General features: G+C 41.5%; 18 protein-coding genes. 8 read left to right on the forward strand and 10 right to left on the reverse strand.

The annotated features are described in order from the left end of the window. Window positions 1–8 precede the first annotated feature (8 nt). From ACYQ2C_RS14600 to ACYQ2C_RS14625, 6 genes are all read right to left on the reverse strand, one after another. Complete coding sequence (locus ACYQ2C_RS14600) at window positions 9–1,310, reverse strand: DUF4350 domain-containing protein (protein ID WP_460103820.1); 1,302 nt, start codon at window positions 1,308–1,310, stop codon at window positions 9–11. Continuing rightward, window positions 1,300–2,928 carry a DUF4129 domain-containing protein gene (locus ACYQ2C_RS14605; RefSeq protein ID WP_460103822.1) on the reverse strand — a complete coding sequence of 543 codons (1,629 nt, stop codon included), beginning with the start codon at window positions 2,926–2,928 and terminating at the stop codon, window positions 1,300–1,302. The genes ACYQ2C_RS14600 and ACYQ2C_RS14605 overlap by 11 nt, the downstream gene beginning before the upstream one ends. Continuing rightward, complete coding sequence (locus tag ACYQ2C_RS14610) at window positions 2,915–3,949, reverse strand: stage II sporulation protein M (RefSeq protein WP_460048027.1); 1,035 nt, start codon at window positions 3,947–3,949, stop codon at window positions 2,915–2,917. Before ACYQ2C_RS14610 ends, ACYQ2C_RS14605 begins: the two co-directional genes overlap by 14 nt. After that, the gene (locus ACYQ2C_RS14615; protein ID WP_460048029.1) at window positions 3,946–4,635 is read right to left on the reverse strand and encodes an RDD family protein; all 690 of its coding nucleotides are present in this window, start codon (window positions 4,633–4,635) and stop codon (window positions 3,946–3,948) included. The genes ACYQ2C_RS14610 and ACYQ2C_RS14615 overlap by 4 nt, the downstream gene beginning before the upstream one ends. Window positions 4,636–4,651: 16 nt before the next feature. After that, window positions 4,652–5,410 carry a DUF975 family protein gene (locus ACYQ2C_RS14620; protein ID WP_460048031.1) on the reverse strand — a complete coding sequence of 253 codons (759 nt, stop codon included), beginning with the start codon at window positions 5,408–5,410 and terminating at the stop codon, window positions 4,652–4,654. 860 nt (window positions 5,411–6,270) lie between these two features. Then, the gene (locus ACYQ2C_RS14625; protein ID WP_460103825.1) at window positions 6,271–7,200 is read right to left on the reverse strand and encodes a UDP-2,3-diacylglucosamine diphosphatase; all 930 of its coding nucleotides are present in this window, start codon (window positions 7,198–7,200) and stop codon (window positions 6,271–6,273) included. Window positions 7,201–7,426: 226 nt separating this feature from the next. Here ACYQ2C_RS14625 and ACYQ2C_RS14630 point away from each other — a divergent pair, with 226 nt between their 5' ends. Next, the gene (locus ACYQ2C_RS14630; protein ID WP_460103827.1) at window positions 7,427–7,660 is read left to right on the forward strand and encodes a SlyX family protein; all 234 of its coding nucleotides are present in this window, start codon (window positions 7,427–7,429) and stop codon (window positions 7,658–7,660) included. A 49-nt stretch (window positions 7,661–7,709) separates the two neighbouring features. On the opposite strand, the gene ACYQ2C_RS14635 is transcribed toward ACYQ2C_RS14630, so the two are convergent. Further along, window positions 7,710–9,119 (reverse strand): M48 family metallopeptidase, encoded by a 1,410-nt coding sequence (locus tag ACYQ2C_RS14635; RefSeq protein ID WP_460103829.1) that lies wholly within the window; start codon window positions 9,117–9,119, stop codon window positions 7,710–7,712. Window positions 9,120–9,691: 572 nt separating this feature from the next. Here ACYQ2C_RS14635 and ACYQ2C_RS14640 point away from each other — a divergent pair. From ACYQ2C_RS14640 to ACYQ2C_RS14670, 7 genes are all read left to right on the forward strand, one after another. Beyond that, window positions 9,692–10,075, forward strand: coding sequence for a hypothetical protein (locus ACYQ2C_RS14640; RefSeq protein WP_460103831.1), 384 nt, complete (start codon window positions 9,692–9,694; stop codon window positions 10,073–10,075). 122 nt (window positions 10,076–10,197) lie between these two features. Beyond that, window positions 10,198–11,472, forward strand: a complete 1,275-nt coding sequence (locus ACYQ2C_RS14645; protein ID WP_460103833.1) for a TolC family protein — start codon at window positions 10,198–10,200, stop codon at window positions 11,470–11,472. A gap of 32 nt (window positions 11,473–11,504) precedes the next feature. Next, the gene (locus tag ACYQ2C_RS14650) at window positions 11,505–12,707 is read left to right on the forward strand and encodes an efflux RND transporter periplasmic adaptor subunit (protein WP_460103835.1); all 1,203 of its coding nucleotides are present in this window, start codon (window positions 11,505–11,507) and stop codon (window positions 12,705–12,707) included. A gap of 13 nt (window positions 12,708–12,720) precedes the next feature. Next, a complete protein-coding gene (locus ACYQ2C_RS14655; protein WP_460103837.1) occupies window positions 12,721–15,954 on the forward strand; it encodes an efflux RND transporter permease subunit in 3,234 nt (1,077 codons plus the stop codon). A 240-nt stretch (window positions 15,955–16,194) separates the two neighbouring features. Continuing rightward, complete coding sequence (locus ACYQ2C_RS14660; RefSeq protein ID WP_460103838.1) at window positions 16,195–16,449, forward strand: sulfurtransferase TusA family protein; 255 nt, start codon at window positions 16,195–16,197, stop codon at window positions 16,447–16,449. Window positions 16,450–16,626: 177 nt separating this feature from the next. Beyond that, window positions 16,627–17,697, forward strand: coding sequence for an AI-2E family transporter (locus ACYQ2C_RS14665; RefSeq protein ID WP_460048045.1), 1,071 nt, complete (start codon window positions 16,627–16,629; stop codon window positions 17,695–17,697). 115 nt (window positions 17,698–17,812) lie between these two features. Then, window positions 17,813–20,737 (forward strand): insulinase family protein, encoded by a 2,925-nt coding sequence (locus tag ACYQ2C_RS14670; protein ID WP_460103841.1) that lies wholly within the window; start codon window positions 17,813–17,815, stop codon window positions 20,735–20,737. A gap of 102 nt (window positions 20,738–20,839) precedes the next feature. Here ACYQ2C_RS14670 and ACYQ2C_RS14675 read toward each other — a convergent pair whose 3' ends face one another. From ACYQ2C_RS14675 to ACYQ2C_RS14685, 3 genes are all read right to left on the reverse strand, one after another. After that, complete coding sequence (locus tag ACYQ2C_RS14675) at window positions 20,840–21,556, reverse strand: NYN domain-containing protein (RefSeq protein WP_460103843.1); 717 nt, start codon at window positions 21,554–21,556, stop codon at window positions 20,840–20,842. A gap of 44 nt (window positions 21,557–21,600) precedes the next feature. Continuing rightward, window positions 21,601–22,530 (reverse strand): type VI immunity family protein, encoded by a 930-nt coding sequence (locus tag ACYQ2C_RS14680; protein WP_460103845.1) that lies wholly within the window; start codon window positions 22,528–22,530, stop codon window positions 21,601–21,603. Between the two features lie 15 nt (window positions 22,531–22,545). After that, window positions 22,546–23,016 (reverse strand): VRR-NUC domain-containing protein (locus tag ACYQ2C_RS14685; RefSeq protein WP_460103846.1); only part of this gene is annotated, 471 nt, incomplete at its 5' end.

Below are 23,016 nucleotides of genomic sequence, written 5' to 3' on the forward strand. Positions count from 1 at the left end.
GAATTTGCCTAAATTGATAATTCTAGTTTTACAATTTGTAATGTGCGAATAATTTCGATGAATTCAGCCTCAGAGCTAATTTCATTTTGATAAATGGCTTTATACACAAATTGAGGGTCAATGTTGCAAGTTTTAGAAAGCCAATTTGTAATATCTTGTTTGGATTTTGATTTGTTCAAAGAGTGGCTTGGTCCAATTCTTTGAAAACTTGTATAGCGCAAGATTTCTTCTCTTAGTGATGCGACCAGTAATAGCGGTTGCTTCTTTTTCCAATGAAAATTACCAACAGCTTTTATATGCTCAATCAGAGATCTACGTTGATGGTTATTTACCGTTACTGGCGGTGTGAAGCGTTTACCTAGATGAATTAACCACAACAAAACAATAAATGTTATTGAAATAATCAGTTCGTAGCTAAATTTCCACATTAATGTACTCAACGAAGCAAAGTTCGAACCTAATAAAAAAGTTACCTTTGATGAGTTTAATGTCATTACCGCTAATAAATATGCATTGTCATCGGCGGAGAGATAATTGTTAGACCAAATTTCGGTAGATGAGACAACAGTAATCAAACCGTCGCCTACATACATTTGTATAAACCTTACCCCGTATTTATCGCCGGCCCAATAAAAAGGTTTATAATCGTCGTAATTTCCTTCGTCAGCGTAAAAATATTCATGGTCTATAATTGCCAATGTCGGAAAATTAATACTCAATTCATCGGGAATACCTTCGAAGTTGAGTTTAGTTATGTATTCTTCTTTGGTACTGTTTTGGTCGCTAGTATCTACATCCCCGGCAATAACTACGGCTTCATCGGATTCAATTTTTTCTAATTCCGACTCTAGAGTATTTTGTGTGTCAATATCATCAGGTTCAGTATTATCTGTAGAGTCATAATCGTAGGTTTCATAATAAACACTAAAACCCAAGTCGCTCAGTAGATCGTTGCCGAGAGATTGATCATCAGTGTCATTTAATGCGATGACTAAATGTCCACCACCGGACAGCCAATTTAGTAACTTTTCTTTTTGCTGTTCAGAAACGACATCCGCATACCGATTAATAATGATGGTGTCGGAATCTGCCAAGTTTTCGATTTGTTGCAAGCTGTTTGCTTGCTCTACTGTGGCATTGTTTTTTTCCAAAAATTGTTGTGCGGCCAAAAACCTATTAATTCTAGCTTTTTCGCTCCAACCCAATTCTTTTGTTTCCGTATATGATTCCATGAATACGAAAAAGAATGCTGTGACTAGGACTGCGATACAAACAATAATCGCTAGCAGAATTTTCACTTTAATTTTCATTTGGGAAAACTCCCTGCCACGATAAGCACAATTCTTCTATTGGCGAGCGATTGGGAAGTGTGTGTCCGTAGGCTACGGATTGCCAAAGTTGTGTGATTTTCTTTAAATAATCAGACTCTTTCTGATTACCTGAGCGCGTAACTGTTTGCAGGCATTCGCCTTCGGTTTGGCTTTCGTAAAAATGAAATCCTTTTTGGTGCATGAGTTTCGTTAAGCAGGCTCTGTAAAGCAGACTTACGGCTTGTCGAGGTTTATTCTGGTCATATAAAGCCAAAACTTCCTGTGGAATATCTTCGGGCAGATTTTCTTTAGTCACATCTAAACCGAATAGTATTTCAGGTTTAGGTTGCTGTGCGCGAAACTTTCTTTTCCACTGAATGTGACGCGTCAGAAAAGCGAAATTTTCTTTATAACGATTTAATAAATAAACAACGGCAGTGATTAAAGCGCCGATCAATAAATATTTCACCAGCACGGCGATAATATTTAGATCAGGTGCTTCACCTATATCCACTTTTGGGGAGCTTTCAAACAGTTTTTGAAAAAAATCTCGGATTTTTTGAAGTAATCCATCCGACCAGGAATCAGAGTTCTGTGAAGATTGCTTCCAACGCCATTTGGTGACTTCTTTTGTTTGGCGAAAATCAGGGGATTCATAGATCTCAATGATTGCTTGTTGATAAATTTGTCGCTTGGAGCTCAAATCTTCCACAACAACTTCGTCTTCAAGTTCTATTTCCGAAAATTCTTCTACCGATAAATGTGTATCAAAACTATCCGGCTCTGCTAAGGTTGGTGTTGATGATGAAAATAAAGCACAGCCAAGTAATAAACTCGCTAAAGTTAACGATAAGTTTCCTGTTGACCTGTATTTATCTTTTTTAGCCATTTTTTGGAACTGAATGTCTATATCCCAGGCTTCTAACTGAACGCGTCGATTGATATAAATCATAAATCCCGAGCAGATGAAGAATGGTGAGACAAGAGGTGCAAGAAAAAAATAACTCAGTATAAAAAAGTTAAAATGGCCGCCTGCAATATCGGAAGTGAGTATGCTGTACTTATCGTACAAGGATTCTGGTAGAAGTAATGATATGAGCGCGTCTAAACCGCCTGCCAATAAAATTTCGGATAAAAAGCAGATTAAACTCAACATAATCGCTTCTCCACTACCACGAACGTGCATTATTGACAAACGTTTGCTGCGGTCACTGCCGGTTAAGCCTTCTAAAACGGTAATAGGTAAATCAAAGCAACGAGTGGGACTAAGGCGTCGCCATGAAATCCATTTAATTGCATCAAAGCGATTTATTTTTACGAGATTTGATAATACTGTTTTTACAGAAAGATATTCACTAAAAAGTGCTCGACTGGCAAAGTAGAGCGGGGCGCGATCAAAAATAGGCTTCAGAAACCACATGCCTATAAACGATACCCAAAAGTATTCTGGAATTAGCCAGTAGCACAGTATGCTTACAATCGATGCCGTTGTATAAAACGGAATGGCATAAAGTAGAAATAGCGGTTTAAACCAATTAATCGCAAGTTTGCAACCTAGATCAATGGCTTCCCATGGGCTTCTTTTTTTGGTGTTAATACACAGTTTATCGAGTTGCATAACGTCGACCCGAGAAACAAAAATATAAAATTAATATAATTGTTCCAGCGGCACCAAAACCATACTTAACGATTAAGGGTAACGCAGAACTGGATGACCAAAAAGCTTCAATAAATGCGGCGATTAGCAACATAATAGCGGAACCAAAAACTATTGTTCCTGCTTCTTTTGAGGCAATTCTTATTGCTTCTAGTCGAGTAAAAGGCCCGGGAGAAATTAAACTCATTCCAACTTTTAATCCTGCGGCTCCGCAAAATACAATAGCGGTTAATTCGAATGGGCCATGGCCGACCACAAAGCTGTAAAAAGTTTCTGAATAACCGACTAATGTTAAGTGGCCAGCAGTACCACCAATATGGATGCCATTGAATATTAAGATGAAAATGGTTCCTACACCCGCTAATAAACCCAGTGCGAAGGACCTAAAACCAATACTGATATTGTTGTAGATGTAATGACCGAACATGGTTATATCATCTGAGGCGTTTCGCTCGCGACCCAACGCGTCGTTGCTTGGATCGTACATGCTTTCAAAGTTACGAACGTCAAAAGGGTCCATTATGCTGTAAATGAGTTCTTCATTTAGATAGCAACCAACACCAAATAAAAACAAAGGTACAATAAAAAATAATGTCGCTATTAGGACATATCTTGAGTTATTACGGATAGCGCTTGGAAAGCTGTGAGCGAGAAAGTTAAGCCACTGGTGTTGTGAATAAACTCGTTCTTGATACAGTAAATGATGAGAAGAAAGAACTAAATCATTTAAACGATCTACAAGTGCAGATGTGTAGCCCCGAGATTTAGCTGTCGCCAAGTGCTGGCATAGAGATCGATAATGCGAAGGAAACTCTGCATTTAGTGCTGCAATTCGAGTTTCTAAATCTTTATCAACGGCTCTATTTTTTGACTTAAAAGATTTAAACCAACTTTTAATGGAGAGCGTTTTGGTTGCTTCTATCAGTGATTCAATGTCGTCCCAAAGCTCTGTATTTTGTTGTTCAAAAATTTGCTGTTTCAATCCTTGCCACCTAAATACCAGCGTCCAATACTTTGTATGTGTTCAACCGCTTTTTTGTCTTTTAAACCATGAATGGGCGCAAGAATGTTCGCAAGTTCAATTTTGCGGCCTTGAGACAACTCTGAATCACGTTCCGTGAAATCGATGATAGCAATTTGATCTTCTAAATCCAATGCGCTAGCTGGAGCCGTGGGTGCAACTTTGGGCAGTGTGAGTTTTTTCTTCGTATCACGATTTTTGTAAACCACAACCGTTCCTGCGGAGAGGTCGCCAAGACGCTTGAAGGAATCGTTTGATAACGAAAATATTAATCCGCCGATATAAAAAAACGGCAAAAAATCGGCGGTTCTTAATAAATTCCTGATAATTGAAGGCCCCCAGCTAACCGCGGTAAGGTCATCGTTTACTACAACAATCCCCGTGATTTTTTTGCCGGGAGTTTGCCCGTGATAGAGAACTTCGAATAGGACGGGATAAAACCATTCGACAATAAAAAGGGTAATGAAAACTACCCCTATAGACCATTCGAAAACGTCAAAAGCTAGGGCGACGGCATAGCAAATCGCAAATCGAAATGAAATATCGATGCCAAACGCCGCAGCTCGAACCATAGGCCCCGCGGGTTTAGCAATTAGGTCAATTCCTTCGGGTGTTTCGACGCGGTATTGGACATCGATTAAATTCATAAGGCAAGTTTAGCGATTAATTAGCAGATACTGAACTTACACCAAACATATTGCGGTAAACAATACCTAACGCGATAAGAGACATAGGCATCGTCCAAAAAAGACCAATGAACAATGGAATTGCTGCAATAAAGTTGATGATGGATAAAATGATTATTAATCCAAACATTGGGAACCACTTACGCGTTACCGCTTTTCTCGATGTTTCCATTGCCGTCCAAAAAGACATATCTTTGTCTAAAACTAATGGGGTAGACATACTGTAAGCAATTGCTAGATAGATTCCTGGAATAAAGAACAAAAAGTATCCGATTTGAATAAATAAATTGGATACTATGACCAGTAAAATTAGAGGTATTATTTTGGGGAAGTACGCGAAAATTTCACCAACTTGCAACGGGGCATTAACTGCACGTTTTACACCCATCATCAGTAGGCCACCGAACATAGGAATGTACAAAATAGTCAGGACTACACCAAAAATAAATGAAGTAATCATGCTCGAGAAAAAAGACTCTGAATTTTCGCTTTCTATAATTTGCTCAAAAAATGAATAACCTATTGCGAGCATTATTATCGCCGCAATAATACTGAAAATACATGCTGCGACATTAATGGGTATTTTGGCACCTTTGGTTCTGGCCCAAGCTTCGCTCAGTACTTCGCCAATTTCTAAGTTGTAGTTGCCTGTAATTCCATTTTCAATGGAGCCGTTGTTTTGGGAAAATTCTGCATCTGAAAGTTCGGATTTTGGGGCTTGATAAACGTCAGTCATAAAAACCTCCGTGTTAGGTTAATACTAAAGTTGATGAATAAATTTATTCTCAACCATAATACGCTGAAAATGTTTTAAGTCATTCCTGCTTTTCAAAATTTTTCAATCAGGGCGTAAGGCTTCTAATTGTTTGAATAAAGCTACAATGTTTATTCTTTTGCAACGATTGATGTAAATTTGTACTCAAAAATTATTTTCTTATGCAGTTTTAGTGTTTGATCAAAAACATAATCTCACCAGTGCTTGTCTTTTATTTAGGAAACTCTGATTAACCTAGAGTCTCTCGCGACACAAGGACACAAGGACACAAGGACACAAGGACACAAGGATATGTCGCCAATTTCAAAAACTGTAGGTGATTGAAATTGTGAAGACATTGGAAATCGCATTGTCAATTTCTGCCCTCTGATTAAATCATGAATGAGTTAATCAGAGTTCTCTTTAGTAATTCGGATTTGATAAAAAACTCTTACATTGAGGCTTGCAACGTTTAGCTGTGCAGATGAGGGACTTTATCTGCTCAACTAGTTGCTTCTAATAAATACTGTGTGATTTTGATTATTGGCAGAATGAGCAGATCCACCTCCAAATCTTTTAAAATTTTAGACGCTTATTGCTCTTTGCGTGAATGATAAATGCACTTGCCTCAGAACACTGTGAGTTAAAAGGAGTTTTTTATTATTGCGTCTGTATGTATTTTGGGTTGTTTGGAGCTTTCTAAATTAATAGCTTTGGAAGAGGGATGTTTTAAAGCGTCTGAGAAAGGGAAAGGTTTGTGAGAGAAATTCTGTGAGCTAAAAAGTGAGCCATTCACATATTAAAAATTACGAATGGCTAGACGAAAACGGTGTGCTGTTTTTTTAGGCGGTTTCGAGTTGTTTTGCTGTTTTATTTTTACTCTCCGTTTTTACACAAATCTGGGAGTTTGTGGGCTCCAAAGAGTCTTCGGCAAGTATCTTTACGGATTGATTGGACAACAAATTAAGCTCTAGAGCAAGGTGACTGGATTTGCCAGAAGTCTTAGACTCTTTCTCCAGATTTTTCCAATCAATTAAAGCAAAGCTGCCGTCAAAGTTCTCTGCCAATGCTGTACAAGATTCAACCCAATCGCCGGTATTGTAATAGCTCACATTGTGAAGCTGCTTCATTGCTGCATGGTGAATGTGTCCGCAGATAATGCCATCAAAGCCTTGTTTGGCTGCATACAGCGCTGCGACATCTTCGTAGTCAGAGATATGCATTTGCGCACGTTTAATATGAGTTTTCAGAAACCCGGCAAATGACCAATAGCCGTATCCGTACTTGGCACGAACATAGTTGAACTGGCGGTTTAAAAACATCAATAGGTCGTAACCCCAATCGCCAATCCATTTTAATATCTTGTGGGCGCGCGTTACGCCATCAAACTGATCACCATGCATTACTAATAATTTTTGCTTGTCGGCGGTAATGTGCGTGATTTTGTTGATGAGTTGAATGGTATCAAAACGGTTGTTTGCAAATTTTCTTAAAAACTCGTCGTGGTTACCGGCAATGTAATAAATTTTAACGCCGTGTTTGGACATTTTTAAAATGCGTCGAATGACGCGAGTGAAGCTTTTCTTCCAAAACACCTTTTTCGCCATTCTCCAGCCGTCGATAAAATCACCCACAATGTATAAAGACTCACAACGGTGTGATTTGAGAAATTGGTTTAATTGCTCGGCTTTACAATCTTTGGTGCCTAAATGAACGTCTGAAATGAAAATTGAACGATAATTGGCGGCGGGCTTGGAAGAGTTGTCTTTCATCAGATCAAAATATATCCCGGAGTCTGGGAAGCAAAAATAGGGTGGTGTTTTTGAGCTGGATGAATATTGAACGCGGTGTATTGCAGGAAAGTTGCAGTATTTTTACCAAATAGTTAATTCTGGCGACATGGATGCCTTGGTCGTGAATATTTCGACTTTGGGTTTCTACATTGGCGCCCGTTTGGCAAAATAGGTGTTTATTCCACAGGATATAAGCGAGACATTTTTGAACGTATCTGAAAAGACCGAATCTTTGCAGCAGCAAATCGACGACCTACAAGCTCGTGTTGCTTTTCAAGAAGATAGCTTAACCGCACTGGATGAAGTGATAGCCAAGCAAGATCGAATGATTATCGAACTGAATAAAAAGTTAGATATGCTGGTTGGAAGAGTTAAAGATTTACGTGATCAGCTGCAACAGGGCGGTGATCCTTTAGAAGAGCGACCGCCGCACTATTAAATTCTAATAAAAACAATATCTTATGTGTTTGTTTTAAAGTAGATTGTTTTTATATTTTCTCATTCGCAAGCCTATCAACATCTTCAAGTCGCTGTTCCAGTAAGGCTTTTTTATAGTCGGAATCGGCGATTTTTAGAGCATTGTTAAGCTGGATTCGAGCTTTGTCGTAAATACCATTAAGAATAAAATATTCCGCGCGGGCTTCGTGTAAACCCAAAATATTACCCGCCAAACCTCGAACTTCGGCCAGTAAATACCAAACGTAGTCGTCTTTTGGGCGACGCTCACTGTGGTTTGTTAATATCAGTTCGGCCTGTGAATAGCGTCCGGCGTCCATCAATACTTCTGATAAGGCAACATTGAGTGGGTGGCTTTGTGGCCGCGATTGCAAGGCGTCATAGAGTCGGGTAATTGCCTGTTCTGCGTTACCTTGTTTCGATTCAAGTTTTGCCAGTGCGGTAATATAGGCGACTTCATTGGGATCTTTTTCGATCAGGTAACGCAACTGTTCTGCGGCCTCATCAAACTGGCCTGCGTCTGTTAATGCTAAACCTAAACCGTAGCGGCTGGCATCCATTGACGCCGTTTCACCGTCCAGTTCGTGACGAAATATCTTCGCAGCCACGTTGGGATTTTCTGAGTGAATCAGTCTTGCTCTGGCCTGCATTAAATAAAATCGCTGATTAACTTCGTACTGTTTAGGTTCAAATTTCTGGGCGCGGTTACGAGCATCGGCCACGCGGCTTTCGGTTACCGGGTGCGTTAATAAAAACTCTGGCGGTCTAGATGTGTACCGCAACTCTCGTAGCATACGCTCAAACATCTCAGCGCCAGCTTCTGGGTTTCGTCCAGAGGCAATCATAGTTTGAAAACCAAGTCGGTCGGCTTCTTGCTCGTTTTGTCGGCTAAATCTGAGCTGTGAATCTAAAGCTGCTGCCTGGGTTGCAGAAAGCGCCGCTAAACCAGCATCGGTGCTGCCGGTCGCCGCCGCTAAAATTAAGCTCGCTAAAAGTCCAGCCATGGTGGGAATGGTTGAATTTGCTTGCTGCTCTAGCGATCGCGCAAAGTGACGTTGGCTTAAATGCGCAAGCTCGTGGGTGAGTACCGAAGCCATTTGGTTTTCGGTTCCTGCATACAGGAAGAGCCCCGTGTTCACACCAACAACGCCGCCGGGAACCGCGAAAGCGTTAATGGTTGGGCTAGGAATAATCACCAAGTCTAAGTTGTAATCTCTTAACTGACTGTAGGGTGCAAGATCTTGTAAGAGCTGCTCAATGTATTCGTACATGAGCGGATCGCTAGAGGTGCGAACCTGTGCTCTAAACGCTCTTAGCCAAGCTTGACCCAGTATCTTTTCACGTTGCGGCGAAATACGTGAAGAGCTGCCATCGCCCAAATCGGGTAGCCGGATTTCCGCCCTAACTGTTGGCGAAGAGGTGCCACCAACTAACAATATCAATGTAGCCGCTGACGCACAGAGACTTTGAGTTAATCGTTTAGGAATGAATGATTTTGAATCTATTTTTTTTGCTAAGAGCACAATAGGTATATCTCTTTGTAAAAACCAATATCAGTGTACAGCCGTTCTCTGATTTCAGTCGGAAAAGCGTGTCTTTTAAGATGCTTAAGATGACGTAATGTTCAACTTATCATAATTGCTACGACTTAGTAGATATCTTCGAAAGATTTGTTCGCTTGAGCAAAAATCAAGCAAAGAAACAGTTTTGAATCTGTCTAAAAATAGAGCTTTAAGGATTGTTTCAGCTGTGAATTTTTTTAGTAAAGACGTTCTCGTGTGTTTATTATGCAGATAACTGATAGAATAAATTACTTTAAATCTGTTATTTAAAGTACTGATAAATAACTAAAAAAACATATTAATGAAGGGGTTTGTTAATTTCTCTGTGCGCTGAACTGAGTATTTATTATTGTATCTTTTAATGGCGCATAGAAATTTCTGCGCCAATTTGTTATTGTAAAAACTTCTCATTTAGAACCTTTTTGAACGAGCTGTTAGTGGTGAAATTTTTCTTGGCACAACTCCTTGCGTTAATGGTTGCATTGCAATCCTTCGCAGCGATTGCTGATATTCATCAATATCATCAAAACGGTCTCGATCACCTAGAGTTCAAGCACGATCATAAATTGCTCGCTGAAAATACCACCGTGAAAAATTTCGAAGACGCAGTGGGTGACTCTTCAGTGATTAACCTTGATAAAGCCGCTTTAAAAGATTCCAAACTACCGAGTAAAGATTGCCACCATTGCTGTCATTGCCATACACACGGTCACCACGCAATTCTGAATACATCCACTGATTCTGCTCCACAAGAGCGTATTGCGGCACTTTCAAAGTATCATTTTCCAACCACTTCTTTTGATCCTTTCCCTTTATTCAGACCTCCAAGCGCGTAATCCCTGCGCACACAACTATTCTATTTTTAAAATTTAAATAGCACGTAATCGCGACGGCTCCATCTCGTTCTCGTTGATGGTTGGCTTTCGCAGATAGCATGTGCTTGATGTAGGGATTCTTTATGACAAGGTTTTTAACGTTGGGATCTTCCCAAAGAATACTGAACTATGTGTTAGCTGTTGTGCTGAGCTGTGTTTGTGCAAACTTCGCTTATGCCAGTGAACAAAGCCAGCGACAGTGGTTATTTTGGCTGCTGGATTCGGTTAAAAAGCATCCGAGTTCCGATGTGCTAAAAAATCAATATCTCGCCCAGATGTCCGATTCAAAGGGCTTAGAAAGACCACTTTACGACTACGAGTTGGAAGCCGAGCTAGAAAAAAACGGCGACGACAATAATGTGTTTGTGGGGATCTCTAAGACACTGGATTGGTCGGGGGTTCATTCCGAGCAACTTGAACAAGCTAAGTTGCTGCAAATTGCCGCCAAGCAAGAGCTTATGGCTGCACAACTCAACCAGCTGCGAGAGGCTTTAGAGGTTTATGTTACCTGGTACAGTGATCGTAGGTTAAACAGCCAAGCCTTACTGGAAAAGCAGCAGCTTGATGCCTTAAGTGCTTTAGTGGCCGAGCGGGCTCGTAATCGTGATCTTGGTTTGGTTGACAAAAACATGGCTGATTTGGTGTTGGCCCGCAAACAAGCTTCGATTGCGACACAGCAAAGTGCCACTCTAGAAACCGAGTATGTTTTTAATCAGTGGTTTTCATCCACCGAAATCAACACTCAGGTTTTTGATCAGGCACTTGCTGAAATCTTCGTAAATTACGTGTTTAGTGAAGATACTTCTGATTTGAGCCATCCCGATGTTCTTTTGGCAAAAGCTCAATGGCAACTACAGCTACAGCAATCCGCCGTTGTTGAAAAATCCATTAAAACCCAACCGACCTTGGGTATTGGTGTGGGCGAAGACGAAAGCGAATCCGTAGTTGCGCTGCGTTTTGGTGTGCCACTGGGTCAATCCCAGCGTTTGAAGTATCAACCCATCGCTGCTCAGCAACAGGCGCACGCGCTGGAAGCTTACTATCGACAGGAAGCCATGTCCTTTAAACACCGTGTTGCTATCGCTCAACAGCAGTGGCGGTTGTTAAAAAGCGATTATCTGCGTTGGAAAAATACCACCAATACGCTGCTTGATAACTCGACATTACTCCTAGAAAAACAATGGCGATTGGGCGACATAGGCACAGCAGAATACTTGCGCTTAAACGAAGAACGCAATCAAACCGCGGTTGCGGGTATCGAGCTAGAAAGAGCGTTTTTCTTAAAAACCATCGAATTAATGTATCTCTCAAATTTTTCTGCGCTGTATAACACCAGCGATTTTAATTTATTTAATTAACAGAAAAATTCCCCGAATTTATAGGCTTATGTATGAAACCCACAATTCTTACTCAGATTATTTTTATGAGTGTTTTAAGTGTTTATGGTGCCCATTTAAATGCGACGGGCATAGACTCTAATCACGAAGAACACGAAGAACACGAAGAACACGAAGAACACGAAGAACACGAAGAACACGAAGAACACGAAGAACACGAAGAACACGGGCATGACCATGCCCATAAAGAAGGTGTGGCATTATCAGCGTCTCAGCAAAGTATTGCCGATATCGCAGTTCGTACTGTGCAGGCAGATATAGTGGAATACACCGTATATGCACCGGGCGAAGTCCTCTCTAATGGTTACACCAGTTATGTGGTTTCGCCACGAGTGCCGTCGGTCGTTGTGCAACGTCATGTGGCTTTGGGGGATCACGTTTCAGAAGGACGAGACCTAGTCACGCTGTTCAGTGCCGAGGTTGCCGAGTCGCAAAACGATTATTTAACCGCGTCTTCCCAATGGAGCCGTGTACAAGAACTCGGTGAAAAGGCGGTTGGCCAAGAACGATACTTAAATGCGAAAACTCATTTTATTCAGTCGCGGGCGACGTTAATTAACTACGGTATCAGCGAAGCCGACATAGCAAAAATTCCGCAATTAAAAGCCAGCGAGTTTGGTTACTACACATTAACGGCAAGCACTGACGGCGTTATTTTGGCTGATAGTTTTGCTCAAGGTGAGCGAGTCGAAGCCGGGCGGGCTTTGTTGTCGGTTGCTGATGAAAACACACTTTGGGTAGAAGCGTTTTTACCACCCGATGACAATCCAGAGGTAGAGTTGAATGACTCGGCCATTATCAAAGTTGGTGATAAAAGCTTATTTGCTCAGGTTGCACAACAAGCACACACCATCGATCACGTGACTCGTACTCGCAAGCTGCGTTTAACGGTGCAAAACAAGCGTCATCAATTGCATCCCGGATTATTTGCCGATGTTTTTTTTCTCTTAAAAACCGAAACCCCGATCATTGCGTTACCGGAAGAAGCGCTAATTCGTAAGCCTGACGGTCAGTGGATTGCCTACGTACAAAACGATGAGGGCGAGTTCGCCGAGAAATCGGTCACGCTTGGTCGTCAGCTCGGTGATTTACACGAGATTAAAGGGCTAAAAAACGGCGATTCGGTGGTTGTCTCCGGTGCGTTTTTTATCGCATCCCAACAAGCTAAGGCGGGTTTCGATCCGCATAACCATTAATTAAGAGGTGGTTATGTTTGATCGAATCATTCTATGGGCCATTAATAATCGGTTTTTAGTGGTTATCGCACTTTTGGCCACTTGTGTCGCCATTTTATTGCGATTACCCAGTCTAAAATTAGATGCCTTTCCCGATGTTACCAATGTTCAGGTATCCATAAACACCGAAGCGCCGGGCCTTGCCGCCCAGGAAGTCGAACAATTAATTACCTTTCCCATTGAGGCGGTCATGTATGCCTTGCCAACGGTGGAAGAGGTGCGTTCCATTTCTAAGACCGGTTTATCGGGCGTTACGGTGGTGTTTAAAGAAGGTACCGATATCTACTTTGCTCGCCAATTGGTCTTTGAGCGATTGCAAGCCGCTCGTGAATTAATTCCCGACGGCGTTGGCCTGCCAGAAATGGGGCCAAATACCACTGGGCTTGGGCAAATTTACCAATACTTATTAAAAGTAGAAGAGGGTTACCAATACTCGGTGACTGATTTAAGAAGCCTAAACGATTGGGTCGTTAAATTACTGCTGATACCTGCAGAAGGGGTTACCGATGTTTTATCGTTTGGTGGCGAGGTTAAACAGTATCAGGTCAATATTAATCCCGCGCGATTATTATCTTACAACCTGAGTATCGACGACGTTATTGCGGCAATTAACCAAAATAACACCAATGCTGGTGGTTGGTATTTAAGTCGAGGCCAAGAACAATTAGTGATTCGCGCAGCCGGTTGGATTGAGCCTAATCAAGCAGGCATAGAGCAAATTGGCCAGATTCCGTTGCAATCCATCGATGGTGTCAGCGTGGTTGTATCTGACGTGGCAACGGTGGAATTCGGTGATGAAATTCGCCAAGGCGCCGTTACCATGAGCCAGCGTGATGACAGCGGTGAAGTTCATTCGCTGGGTGAAGTCGTTACCGGCATTATTCTGAAACAAACCGGTGCTAATACCCAACAAACCATCGAAAATATCGAAAACCGAGTTACCTTGGTTAATCAAGCATTGCCAGAAGGTGTAAGCCTGCAAGTTATTTACAACCAGTCGAGCTTGGTGAATAGTGCCGTCAATACGGTTGTGCAGGCACTAATCGCCGCGTTTATATTTATCTCTATCGTATTGGCGTTATTTTTACTGAATTTACGTGCAACTTTATTGGTGCTTATTTCTATTCCCATTGCCGTGGGTTTGGCGCTTTTGGTCATGATCGAGCTGGATTTATCCGCTAACTTAATGTCGCTGGGTGGTTTGGCGGTTGCCATTGGTATGTTGGTAGATGGCTCGGTGGTGGTGGTCGAAAATGTGGTCAAACATCGGCAAGTCAACGAAGAAACTCAGCAAGTCGAAGCGAGTTCGGTAACGGTGTTTAACGCCACCAGTGAGGTTGCGCGCTCGGTTTTTTTCGCGACCCTAATTATTTTGGTGGTGTTTTTACCCTTGTTTAGTTTTGAGGGAGTAGAAGCTAAATTATTCGAACCCATGGCAGAAACCATTATTTTTGCCATGATATCCGCGTTGTTGGTTGCTTTAATTGTGTCACCGGCACTGGCGACTTATTTTTTCAGTCATTCTTCTTTTTTCAGCGGTTCTTCTTTATTCAGTGATTCCGCGAAAGAACTCAGCGAGAAAACCCCAAACAGTAATGTCGATAAATCCCCTTCGGGTTTTTGGCAACAACAATTAGGTGCAGGGTTAAATGCCTATAAGCGCGCTTTGCATTTTGCGATTCGCAAAAAGTTTTTAATTGCCGGATGCGCCGGCGTTTTATTGCTGCTGTCTTTATTGTTAATTCCGCGACTCGGTACCGAGTTTGTTCCAGAGTTAGAAGAGGGCACCATAAACCTGCGAGTTACTCTCGCTCCTTCGAGCAGTTTGCAAACGGCGCTTAGTGTGGCGCCAAAGTTAGAAGCCTTATTGCTGGAATTTCCTGAAGTTCGCTACGCGTTATCGCGTGTAGGTCGGCCAGAAATCGGTGGTGATCCAGAGCCGGTCAATAACATCGAGATCTACATTGGCCTAACGCCGGTAAATACTTGGACCAGCGCCAGCAATCGTGCTGATTTACAGCATTTAATGGAAGAAAAGCTCTCGGTGTATCCGGGATTATTGCTGAACTTCTCGCAACCCATCGCCACTCGGGTTGATGAACTGTTATCGGGTGTAAAAGCCCAGCTTGCCATTAAGTTGTTTGGCCCAGACCTGTCGGTTTTAGAATCAAAAGGCCAAGAGATTGAAGCCTTGGTTCGAGAGATTCCCGGTGCGGCGGATGTTGCGTTGGAGCAAATCGCCGGTGAAGCGCAATTGGTGATTCGCCCAGATCGCAGACGACTGTCGCGTTACGGATTATCCGTCGCCGATATTACGTCATTAGTTAATGCCGGTTTGGGTGGTCAAGCTGCGGGGCAGGTCATTAACGGCAATGAACGCTACGATATTTACGTGCGTTTAGACGAAAGCCATCGCAACCGAAAATCCGCCATTGAAGAGTTGCGTCTGCAAACGCCCAGTGGTGCTTGGGTGCGATTAATTGACGTTGCCTCGGTTGATATTGAATCTGGTCCACCGCAAATTCGTCGTGAAGAAGTTCAGCGTCGCGTGGTGATTCAAGCCAATGTTCAAGGTCGTGATATGGGCAGCGTGGTTGCGGATATTCAAAACGCTTTGGCGGAGCAAATCGAGTTGCCGGCTGGATACTCAGTTAGCTATGGCGGACAGTTTGAAAGTCAGCAACGCGCCGAAGCTCGCTTAAGTGTGGTTGTACCCTTATCTATTTTACTGATTGCCGTATTGTTGTATCTCGCTTTTGGTTCGGTATCGCAAGCGTTGCTGATTTTGGTAAACGTACCCTTAGCCGTTATTGGCGGAATAGTTGCTCTTTGGGTTAGCGGCCAATATTTATCGGTGCCCAGTTCGGTTGGCTTTATTACCTTGTTTGGTGTTTCGGTACTGAATGCAGTGGTTTTGGTAGAAAGCATCAATCGCCGATTGTTTGTTTCTAATAGCATCGAAGAAGCAATCATTGATGGCGCCGTTTCGCGTTTAAGACCCGTACTAATGACCGCTATTACTTCGGCATTGGGTTTAATCCCCATTCTGCTATCTAACGGAATTGGATCTGAGATACAAAAGCCGTTGGCCACGGTGATTGTAGGAGGGTTAGTTACCTCAACCGCTTTAACCTTGGTTATTTTGCCGTGTTTGTATGCGGTATTTTCTCAGCAGAAAATTCAAGAAGCGCAAAAACAGGCTACTTAAGCCTCGGTGAATCGATCTACCCGTCTTATCTTTTTACTGAAGTCTTTTCACTGAAGGAAACTCCTTTTGGGGTTTCCTTCGTGGATCCCTCAATCTTCAATCTGAAAGAGTCTCTAGATCAAATGCTGATCACTTACGGTTGTGATTCTATGATTCGTTTATGATGCCTTGAGAAAGCTACGTTTTGGTATACGGCTCGGTTTATACTAAAGTGCTGCCTTTGTTTAGAACTTGCATACTATGACTGACGAAAATCCCATCCAAGCCGATCACACCATAGACGCAAGTGGCTTGGCATGTCCGCTGCCGCTGCTCAAATTAAAGCTGGGTTTGCGGGAATTAGCCGTTGGTCAAACCATATGCGTTATTGCAACCGATGCTGGCTCAAAAAAAGACATTCCCGTGTATTGCGAGCTGTCGGGTAATCTGTTGCTAAAAACCCAGGAGTCTGGAGAACGTATTTTATTTTGGGTGAAGCGAGTCAATAAACCTTGATAGCCTGTCACTCAGTATCGTTTGAAGAAAGACGGTAACCTTTTAAGATTAATATGCCTTTTAAGGTTTATATGCTTACAAGATAGAAGCGCTTTTCGTAATCAGTATTTTTTTAGTTTTGTTTTTAGAATGCTTTATTTTTAACCAGATTCGTTTTGTTTAAGGTCTCAAAAAACTATGCTCAATATTTTCGGTTCGTGGATTAACCGTTACTTTTCAGATGAAGAGGCCGTTTTACTCCTTGTCTTTTTGGTAGCCGCACTGGTTATTTTGTTAACACTTGGCGCCACTTTAGCGCCTATGTTTGCCAGTGTGATTATTGCGTTCTTGTTACAAGGTGTTGTTGGCAAACTCAGAAAAGCCGGAATACCCCATACCTTTGCCGTAACCATTACCTTTATTTTATTAATCGGATTTTTAGTCGTTAGTTTATTAGTGATCTTACCGATTTTATGGGATCAATCGCGCAATCTCATTTCTGAATTGCCCACCATGATTTCAGAAGTGCAAAAAGTCTTATTATTGCTGCCCGAAAAATACCCAACATTTATCAATCAGCAGCAGGTGCAAGAAATTATTGAGCTGGCGCGCGGCAAAATTGCGCAATTTGGCCAAACTCTGCTAACAGTATCCTTAGCCAGCTTGCCTGTATTAATTGCAGTGTTAGTGTATTTGGTATTAGTACCTATTTTGGTGTTCTTTTTCTTAAAAGACAGCAACCAAATTCTTGCTTGGCTTTCTTCTTTTCTTCCTCATAAACGCCCAGTTATGCGTAAAATCTGGACCGAAATGAACCTTCAGGCGGCCAATTACGTACGCGGCAAGGTTATCGAAATTTTTATTGTCGGTACCGTTACCTATGTTTGCTTTGTGCTGTTGGGGGTGAATTACGCGTTATTGCTCGGCATTGCCGTGGGCTTGTCGGTAATTGTTCCTTACATTGGCGCAACCGTAGTCACCATTCCTGTGGCATTAATTGGATTTTTCCAATGGGGGTTTACCAACGAATTCTATTATTTAATGTTGGCGTATTTTGTTATTCAAGCCTTAGATGGCAACGTATTAGTACCGCTGTTATTTTCGGAAGCGGTTAATTTACACCCAATTGCGATCATTCTTGCGGTGCTCGTGTTTGGCGGCTTGTGGGGTTTTTGGGGCGTATTTTTCGCCATTCCATTGGCGACCTTGTTCAAAGCCGTGGTAAGTGCTTGGCCGTTAGCCCATAAAGAGCTAGAGGCTCAACAGTAACTGAGCGAATTGCCTGACTTTGGTGTGAACCAACCCAAAGCATCAAAGTCAGATAACAATATTTTAGGGATCGAAGGCTAAACAGGCCGGTACATAATTTAGGGGTTATTTATACATGCAAAACCGTTTAAAAAAATCTGTATTCAATCTGCAACACACCTTATTTAAACGATTTATCAGCCGTTCAAATCCACAGTCCACAGCCGCTCAAACAGTTTCAAAATCACCTCAAAAACTCCCTAAATTAAAAGTGCTGGTCGTCATGGCCGTTGCTTCTACCATCAGTTGGCAAAGTTTTGCAGTAACTATTCAAAAAGGCGATATCGATGACCGTGAGTATCGTTATTTTGAGCTTGAAAATGGCTTGAAAGCGGTTGTTATTCACGACGAAACCGCCGATAAAGCAGCCGCTGCCTTAGACGTGTTTGTTGGCAGTAACGATAACCCAGACGATCGCTTAGGCTTGGCGCACTTCTTAGAACACATGCTGTTTTTGGGTACCAAAAAATACCCAGAGCCCGACGCCTACCAAGATTTTGTCAGTAAAAACGGCGGTAACCACAACGCCTTTACCAGCTCTGAGCACACCAATTATTTCTTTGAGGTAAAAGCCAGCGCGCTGCCTGAAACCCTAGATCGCTTTGCTCAATTCTTTATTGCGCCTTTGTTTACGCAAGCCTATGTTGATCGCGAACGTAAGGCCGTAAACTCAGAATACAGCGCTAATATTAAAGACGATTTTCGTCGCAATTTAGACGCTTACCGCGAAGTGGTAAATCCTGAACACCCATTGTCTAAATTCAGCGTTGGTAGCCTCGCAACACTGGCCAATCGTGTTGACGATCCCGTCAGAGAAGATTTAATTGCATTTTATCGCAAATATTATTCAGCTGATCAAATGACTTTAGTAGTTTTAGGCAAAGAAAGCCTGGATGAACTACAAACCCTTGTGACTAACTTATTCAGGCATGTGAAAAAGAATCGCGCAGAAGTTATTCGTGAAGGTGTGCCTTTATTTGAAGAAGGCAAGCTGCCGTTAATGTTATCGACAATTCCCGAAAAAGACGGCCACAGACTAACCATGATGTTCTCAGTACCGCCAACACTGGAATATTTCCGTAAAAAACCGCTCAGCTACATTGGTAATTTAGTCGGTCACGAAGGTGAAGGTTCTTTGCTGGATGTACTTAAAAAACAAGGCTGGGCCGAAAACCTAAGCGCTGGCGACGGTTTAAGCGATCGCTTTAATGGCAGCTTTTTGGTATCGATTCAATTAACCGACGAAGGTCTTGCCCATAAAGACGAAGTAGTAGGGTTGTTTTTTGCCGAAATTGAAAACATTAAAAAATCGGGCTTAAATAAATGGCGTTTTAACGAACAAGCAAAAATTGCCGATATTGATTTTCGTTTTAGCGAAAAACAATCGCCATCAGGTACCGTGAGTTTTCTCGCCGGTGTTTTACAAGAATTACCGCCAGAAAATATTTTAAACGGTGGTAGCCTTTATGAAAAATTCGACAAAAAACTCATCAAGTCTTATTTGGCAGAAATAAAACCCGAAAATTTATTTTTGCATTTGTCTTCAAAAACCGTAGAAGCCGATAAAAAATCCGATTACTACTACACGCCATACAGTGTGGAATCGTTAAAAGGTAAAGAATGGCCGGTGGATAAAGACTTGGTCGCTGAACTTGCCTTACCAAAGAAAAATCCGTTTATTGCTACCGATTTAGCCCTGGTTAAAGATACTCAAGATTCAGAAATTCCTGAATTAATCGAAAAAAATAACCTAGACGTGTGGTTTAAAACCGATACCTCTTACGAGGTACCTCGCGGTGTTGTGAATATTCGTTTCTTATTACCGAATGTAGCTAAAGACATTAAAGGCGCGGTAATGCTTGATTTGTTTGAGAACATGGTTGAAGAAAGCTTGCAGTCGTACAGCTATCCAGCCAGTCTTGCGGGTTTAAATTTTGGCCTAGGCAGCAACAGCCGTGGTTTCGATTTACGTATTGGCGGCTATTCCGATAAACAGGACGAGCTAATTAAACGCATTATCGAGCAGTTACAAGATTTTGATAACCTAGCGTCGCATTATGATGTAGTTAAAAACCAACTAGAGCGCGCCTGGACCAACAACAGCCGACAAACTCCGTACTCACAGATATTTTCTGATGCTGCCGCCACCGTGTTTTCACCAAAGTGGACGATCGAAGAAAAATTAGCGGTATTAAAAACCATTAATTTGGACGATTTAAAACCGTTTACTGCCAGCTTATTTGCGGGTGCCGACACCGAAGTATTGGTATTTGGTAACTTCACCAAAAACGATGCAAGCAATATTGCGGCCTTAATTGACGCTAACCTGTTAAAAGGCGCTAAAAATAACCTAGAACTGCCCAAGGCTACCGTTGTTAAATTACCCATCGGTGATACTTGGAGCTGGCTTGATGTTGAACACCCAGATAACGCCTTAGTGGGTTATTTACAAGGGCAGGGCGACAGTCTTGAAGATCAAGCTAAAATGATGTTGTTAGAACAAGCTGTTGATGCCGGTTTCTACAACAGTTTACGAACCGATCAACAATTAGGTTACATTGTTGCTACCACATCAATGCAAGTTAAAAACGTACCTGCAACCTTATTTATTGTTCAATCACCAACGGTACCTATTACCACCATCAAAGCTGCTATGTTGGAATATTTAAAAACCTTTAATGCCGCCGAAAACTTTGAACAAAACAAAGAGGCTATAAAAGCTAAGCTTTTAGAAGCACCTAAAAACCTGTTTGAACAATCGGAAATCTACTGGGACAATATCGCCTTTGAACAAAAAACCTTTGATCGCGACCAACAATTAGCTAATTTGATCGATAAAATGACCGTAGAAGAATTTGTTGAATTTACTGCGAGCGTCGTCAAAAACGGCCAATGGCTATGGTTTGCAGCGGCAACAACCGAAGAAAAACCCGAAGAAATTAAATTTATCGACGATATTCAAACATTTAAAAACAAAGCCGATAAATACCAATATCAGTAATTGTTGTTAAAAATCTTATTTTTTAAATATCTAAAAAACCTCTGATTAAATCATGAAAGAATTAATCAGAGGTTTTCGCGATCGTTGTGCCTAATGGCAAGCTTACTTGCTCAATTTAATGAACATTGGAGAGCCGGAATTACCTAATCGAATTTCGAACGCTCGTGTAGCTTTAATTAATGAGCTTAATTTCTTGTAGCCATGTTCTTTTGGTGAAAAGTTACAAAAATCTTTTAAGTAATTGCTGATTTTTGAGACGTTAGCCCAACCTTCGTGCTCTTCGAATTTTTGAACTGCATGTGTTAATAACTCAATTAATGGACGGTTTATCGTTGTAAAATTTTTGTCACATAGAAGTTTTGGTACCTCTAAGAGAGAGTCTTCATTTAAGAGCGACTCCGTAAAAAAGAAATTCGAATATGATTTTACAAGAGTTAAAGGAGTTTTCTTCTCTCCAAATCCGTATACGATTTTACCTGATTCAATTAAGTGTAATACTAATGGTCTAAAGTCACAATCACTGCTCATTATGGCGAATAGATTAATGTTTTTGTCATACAATAAGCTCATTGCATCAATCGTAATTGCAATATCATTGGTGTTTTTCCCTTTGATATGGGCGCAATTATGAATTAATCGGATCGGTTTAGTTTGCAAGTAATTAGACCAATTTAATAATGAAGGTTGGCTCCAATCTGCGTGAGCATGTTGTGCTATTAATTCACCATGTTTAGATAATTCCTGAATTACCCCATCTAATGAATGATAGCTAGCGTTTTCACAATCAATTAATAATGCAATTTTGAGAGGTTCAGCCATAATTTGTTCCTCTAAGCTTTAGTTGAAAAAATTTATTGATATGTTTATCCATCAAACCGAGATAACCAACGCTGGGTAAATGCTTTATTGTCTTTTCCGTTTGGATCATAAAACAGAGTTTTATCAAATTCAGCACGTGTCGGTTTTAAAGCTCGACCTAAATTAATGTATTCTTGCGGAATAAAATCAGGGGAACCAATTTGGGGAATATTACCTGCTTGAAAAATAACACCGTTACTGTAAGGACAAGATAAGGTCGATTGGCCTGCATTCGATAACACGGCTTGAGCACCGCCAGCTTTTTCTAAGATACGGTTAGAAACCGCTGTTAGAAAACCAATCGATTTAGTGCCGTCACCTGCCTGAATTTTGGTCATAGCCAACGAATAGGCATTAAAGCAAGGATAATTAAAAAGCTGCGAACCCATAATTTTAATTGCGGCGTCCATTCCACCGACATTAAAAGGTTCAATAAAACTGGGGCCTGCGTAAGCATGCTCTACCTCCATTGCATGACACATGCTAACAAATTGCTGAATAAAGCCGTTCAGTCCGATTTGATCGAGAAAAGAAAATGGGTAGGTAAAAACCATTTTACCTAGATAATTCTGACGTTGTACTTTCTTACAATTTGCAAGCAAAGACCAGAAATGTGCTTTATCTTCTTCCACGCCTGCCTGAATTTCAAAGATACCACGTGGTCCAGCCATCGCATGCACTAAGTTTGGATCAATATTTTCGCCCGGTTGTAGGCGTCGCATGGTTCTATCGCCATGTAGGTAATAATAATTGAATTGATCCGCCGCTTGTTTCAAATACAGCTCAATAGAATGTGCCATCGCTTCTGAACGACCTGACTGACCCGGCCCACCAATATAAAACTCCATCGCCAAACCTAAAACAGCAGCGGGATCGCCATCTGAGAAATTAACGACTGGTTCTTGAGTGATATGTTGATAATTAAATACGTCCATTCTCTGTTTTATCCTCTACAGAATTTGACCTGGGTTTTTGCAATTGCATATCTGTTCATCTTTTTTAGGTTTGCCTCCAATGCGATAAATAGAATAATTCTCAGGCCCTCCGGCAATGTCTTTGTAATCATCATCTTGATCAGCACTTCTAGAATCATTTCTGAATTTATACTCTATCACACGTTCTATATTATCAACGCTAGGTGGTTTAGCTGGATTTTTCACAATGGTTAAATCCGGTCTACGAATATAACCCTCACCCGGTTTATAACCATCTACTTCTTTAATGCGAGCCATCCAATTATGCGAAGGTTCTGTACAGTCTGGGTTATTCGGGTCTCGGTGCATGAGCGGTCTCGGTATACTATCGGTCTCCATACCCATATCAAAAGACACCTCAGACTTATACCGGCTTTTGTAGTTGAGCGCAGCGTCGGCAGTTGCAAAAACGCCATGCACACAGGCTTGATACAAATTTTGATCCGA

Source organism: Sessilibacter sp. MAH3, assembly GCF_054658275.1.

Excerpts from the sequence above, each read along its gene's own strand:
- ACYQ2C_RS14600 (WP_460103820.1), bottom strand. The coding sequence starts at position 1,310 with ATGAAAATTAAAGTGAAAATTCTGCTAGCGATTATTGTTTGTATCGCA.
- ACYQ2C_RS14605 (WP_460103822.1), bottom strand. The coding sequence starts at position 2,928 with ATGCAACTCGATAAACTGTGTATTAACACCAAAAAAAGAAGCCCATGG.
- ACYQ2C_RS14615 (WP_460048029.1), bottom strand. The coding sequence starts at position 4,635 with ATGAATTTAATCGATGTCCAATACCGCGTCGAAACACCCGAAGGAATT.
- ACYQ2C_RS14620 (WP_460048031.1), bottom strand. The coding sequence starts at position 5,410 with ATGACTGACGTTTATCAAGCCCCAAAATCCGAACTTTCAGATGCAGAA.
- ACYQ2C_RS14625 (WP_460103825.1), bottom strand. The coding sequence starts at position 7,200 with ATGAAAGACAACTCTTCCAAGCCCGCCGCCAATTATCGTTCAATTTTC.
- ACYQ2C_RS14645 (WP_460103833.1), top strand. The coding sequence starts at position 10,198 with ATGACAAGGTTTTTAACGTTGGGATCTTCCCAAAGAATACTGAACTAT.
- ACYQ2C_RS14650 (WP_460103835.1), top strand. The coding sequence starts at position 11,505 with ATGAAACCCACAATTCTTACTCAGATTATTTTTATGAGTGTTTTAAGT.
- ACYQ2C_RS14655 (WP_460103837.1), top strand. The coding sequence starts at position 12,721 with ATGTTTGATCGAATCATTCTATGGGCCATTAATAATCGGTTTTTAGTG.
- ACYQ2C_RS14660 (WP_460103838.1), top strand. The coding sequence starts at position 16,195 with ATGACTGACGAAAATCCCATCCAAGCCGATCACACCATAGACGCAAGT.
- ACYQ2C_RS14665 (WP_460048045.1), top strand. The coding sequence starts at position 16,627 with ATGCTCAATATTTTCGGTTCGTGGATTAACCGTTACTTTTCAGATGAA.
- ACYQ2C_RS14670 (WP_460103841.1), top strand. The coding sequence starts at position 17,813 with ATGCAAAACCGTTTAAAAAAATCTGTATTCAATCTGCAACACACCTTA.
- ACYQ2C_RS14675 (WP_460103843.1), bottom strand. The coding sequence starts at position 21,556 with ATGGCTGAACCTCTCAAAATTGCATTATTAATTGATTGTGAAAACGCT.
- ACYQ2C_RS14680 (WP_460103845.1), bottom strand. The coding sequence starts at position 22,530 with ATGGACGTATTTAATTATCAACATATCACTCAAGAACCAGTCGTTAAT.